General features: G+C 48.1%; 4 protein-coding genes. All 4 read right to left on the bottom strand.

All coding sequences use genetic code 11. The annotated features are described in order from the left end of the window. A partial coding sequence (locus RMO35_RS14390; RefSeq protein WP_309742015.1) for a molybdopterin-dependent oxidoreductase occupies nucleotides 1-454 on the bottom strand: 454 nt, incomplete at its 3' end. A gap of 278 nt (nucleotides 455-732) precedes the next feature. Then, complete coding sequence (locus tag RMO35_RS14385) at nucleotides 733-1,341, bottom strand: cytochrome b/b6 domain-containing protein (RefSeq protein ID WP_309742014.1); 609 nt, start codon at nucleotides 1,339-1,341, stop codon at nucleotides 733-735. Between the two features lie 48 nt (nucleotides 1,342-1,389). Next, nucleotides 1,390-2,439 carry an anthranilate phosphoribosyltransferase family protein gene (locus RMO35_RS14380; protein WP_309742012.1) on the bottom strand — a complete coding sequence of 350 codons (1,050 nt, stop codon included), beginning with the start codon at nucleotides 2,437-2,439 and terminating at the stop codon, nucleotides 1,390-1,392. A gap of 188 nt (nucleotides 2,440-2,627) precedes the next feature. Continuing rightward, nucleotides 2,628-3,542, bottom strand: coding sequence for a LysR family transcriptional regulator (locus RMO35_RS14375; RefSeq protein WP_309742010.1), 915 nt, complete (start codon nucleotides 3,540-3,542; stop codon nucleotides 2,628-2,630). Nucleotides 3,543-3,618: the final 76 nt, after the last annotated feature.

Raw genomic sequence — 3,618 nt, 5'->3', positions numbered from 1 at the left:
CATATTTAGCACTCGATCGCGGCTGGGCGATCTGTAATAAGTCTTGCAATCTGACGCCACCCCATTGGACGATCGCCGCCCAACCTTCAACGCAGACTTGACGAATTACCATTGATGTTAAAGGTAATTGTTGAATCTCTGCCATGTTCAAACTCAAGGGGTTAGCTACTTCACCTGAAATCTTGAGTTGAAAGTTTGCGATGTCGATCTTAGGTGTACCACGAAAACTATTGACAATCAGGCGATCGGGTTCGATCGCGGAGATCGGAAATTCTGGTGTTGGTTTTGACGACAATAACAGGGCTTCAACTGCTTCATTCAGCGGCATCGACAACCGCCCGATCGGATCGTAAAGCAATGTACCAGCCGCATTTACTAGCAATCCGGCTCCAGCCCATTTGAGGAGCTGTCTTCGAGATATTCGTCCGGTTGCTTCTGGTGTTTCATCATTCATAGAAATTAGGTTTTAGGCTTTAGGTTTTAGGTTTTAGGTTTTAGGGAGTAACTAGATGTATTAGATCTTAGAGGATGTCTGAAAAGTCAGATCTTAGGTAGCCTAGCGATTAAAATCGCGGCTACATTTGCAAAACCCGCCTTCGCGGGTTAAAGAAAACTCTTAGTCCACGTAGGTGGACTTTGCCTCATTAGCAGCGGTTTCAACCGCTAGCTACTTTTCAGACATCCTCTTAATTTAATGTTAAATAAAACTTGTCAACACCACAGATATTTACATTACAGATCGACATTCTTTAACTTTAGAAATGACGTAGCAATTTTTCCGTCGCCAATCCCTAATGCTAAAATAGAATGTACCAGCGTGTATAACAAAACCAGCGGGACAGTCATAAAATGAACCGTGCGAAGTGTCTGCCAGTCGCCAAATAACGAAGACAACCAATAAAATTGCACTGGTTGATACATCGATAAACCTGTCGCGATCGCAAGTAATAAAATCGGAATAATACTGGTATAAACCAGCCGATGCCAAGCATATTGACGTCGTTTAGGATTACTACTAGCTTGGAGCGCTCTGATATCGCGCTCGTCTACAAATCGATCGCGCCATCTTTTAGTCCAGAATATATAAATTCCGTATGCTAAAAGATTTAAGCCATAAATCCACATTAGAGCAAAATGCCAGTTGCGACCGCCAGCCAACCAGCCACCGAGTGTCAGTAGCCAGGGAATATGAATGCCTTCTCGTCCGCCAAATACGGGATTGGCGTTATAAATTTGCAAGCCACTCGCGATCGTGCCAAATAAACTAACGATATTAATCCAATGAAATAACCGGACGATCGTCGGCTGTGTGTTTGGTGATTTTTTAGTCTTAGATGTCATCTATCTGTGGCTCTACTCTGCGATCGTGATTAATTAGTGTCTGTTCATTTACTCATTCAAAGCTGCGGCAATCTGTGCCAACCGATCGTAAACGGCACCACTAGTTAATAATACTGTTGCTAACTGCATCCCTGTCATCATATCGCTAGCGCCGCCACAATGCCATAAATAAAATCCGGCATTCCAGATGACTGAATCGAGTAAATCTGAGGGCTTCGCTGCCAAAACATTTGCAAATTCAACCATTAATTCTGGAGTGGCAAGTAAGGGTGGATTAACATTACTTAAACCATAATCGTAGTGATGCAAGAAAATTCGCTCCAACTCGCGTCCCGATCGATGTACGCCAACAATTACCGTGCGATCGCGGGGGAGATCGGTACTGCCTTCTAAGCCCTTGACGGTGGTAATTTTGTGGGGCGTGTCGCGGAGTGTCGCGGCGACAAGTGCCGTCTGTTCGGTCGGTGGATGGACGTAACCAAATATCAGGTGAGCATCACCAGCGTAAGGGCACCACAATAGCTCCAAAGTGGCGATCGGAGGACGTTTGCCGATTTGGTCGCGATAGGGCGTCAGTCCCGCCGCAGCGGGGAAATGAGTGGGGGTGTAGATGAAGCCTAACCCCGTGGCGGCAAAGATCGCCTGAAGGCGATCGAGAGATACCGCCGTCCAATCAATTCCCCAGGCTTGCCAGATATCGATGAGGGGAATGCCATATTTAGTCGGCATTCGATCGCCACCGTGCAAGATGACCGGAATTTCTGCCGCTGCCATAATTAGTGCGACAATGGACGCGATCGGCGCAGTCCGCGATCGACCATCATAAGGTATCCCCAAAATAACTGGCGCGCGGTGATGGCTGGCAACAGGTTCTAATTTTGGCCCCATACTGGCATAAGCATCCAACATCCCCGCTAACTCTGCCCCCGTCGGTCGCTTGATCCGATGCGCGATCAGAAATGCCCCAATTTGGGCAGGCGTGGCTGTTTGCAGCAGCATCATTTCCATTGCTTCTGCTGCTTCCTCACGCGTCAAACTCTTCCCGGTGTGCGGCCCACTGCCAATTATTTGGACGAATTTCCGAAATCGATCGCTCATTGGGAGAGGGTAGAGGGTGGAGGGTGGAGGGTAGATGGGAGATGGGAGTTGGGAGAGGGGAGTTGGGAGAGGGGAGTTGGGAGAGAGGGGAGTTGGGAGATGAGTAGATGGTAAAGTTTGAACAATCCCGATCTCACAGTCCCCCCATCCCCCAGTCTCCCCGTCTCCCATCTGTCAACTGCTCTCCGTCAACTGTTCTCTGTCAACTGCTGACTGACTAAATCGCAGAAAAATTTAATCGGAGGAATCTGGAGTCTGTCGCTAGTCGTCACAAGGACAACTTGACGGGAGAGATTGATGCCGCTGTGAGGGATGGATTCGATCGCTCTTGCTGCCAGAGTTGAATCGTTGTGAAGGTCGAGCAGTGCCGATTTAGGTAATAATGCGATTAATTTACCCTGTCTGACTACCCCCCGAAAGGCATCTAGCGTATTCAATTCTAACACCGCCTGGAGTTTGCTACCTTGTTTGCTAAATTGTTCTTGCACTAGTCGCTGCATTCCATATCCGTCCTTGAATACTACCTGTGGATACTTAACGAGTTCGATCCAAGGTACTAGGTTGTATTGAGCCAGAGGATGATCGGCGGACATGAGGATCTCGATCGGTTCTTGATAGAGATTTTGGACGATCGTCTCGGGACTGGTGGTAAACATCCGATTGTCCATCACAATGGCGACGTCCACTAAACCATCCTTGAGCACCTTTAAGGCTCGATCGCTGCCTAATGCGGTGACTCGCAGTTGCACCAGTGGATGACGCTGACAAAACTGCTGCAAAATTGGGGGCAAAATATTCGCGCACACTGAATGAATTGCGGCAACGCACAAATCGGGTTGTTTCCCCGCTAAAAGGTGTTCGATCGATTGATGTGCGAGTTGCCATTCAGTACAAATCTTCCGCGCGTGGGGAAGGAGCCGTTCGCCGCCGATAGTTAATTTTGCCTGATGATGGCGATGAAACAAGGAAATCCCCAAATCTTCTTCTAGAGACTGAATTTGGCGACTGATGGTCGATTGGGTACAATCACAGGTACGAGCAGCCTGCTGAAAACTGCCAGTCTCGGTAATTGCTAAAAAGGCTTGCAATTGTTCGATCCGCATCGCTAGGTGTTGGGGGTAGAACTTAATTAGGCTTTAGGTTTTAGACTTTGGGCTTTAGGGTGGCGGGCGATCCGCG

The sequence above is a fragment of the Chamaesiphon sp. OTE_20_metabat_361 genome, assembly GCF_031364565.1.
This window is presented reverse-complemented; position numbering and strand designations above follow the sequence as displayed.

What these genes read in the sequence shown, in the direction of transcription:
- RMO35_RS14375 (WP_309742010.1), bottom strand. Translation starts at nt 3,542, where the DNA reads ATGCGGATCGAACAATTGCAAGCCTTTTTAGCAATTACCGAGACTGGC.
- RMO35_RS14380 (WP_309742012.1), bottom strand. Translation starts at nt 2,439, where the DNA reads ATGAGCGATCGATTTCGGAAATTCGTCCAAATAATTGGCAGTGGGCCG.
- RMO35_RS14385 (WP_309742014.1), bottom strand. Translation starts at nt 1,341, where the DNA reads ATGACATCTAAGACTAAAAAATCACCAAACACACAGCCGACGATCGTC.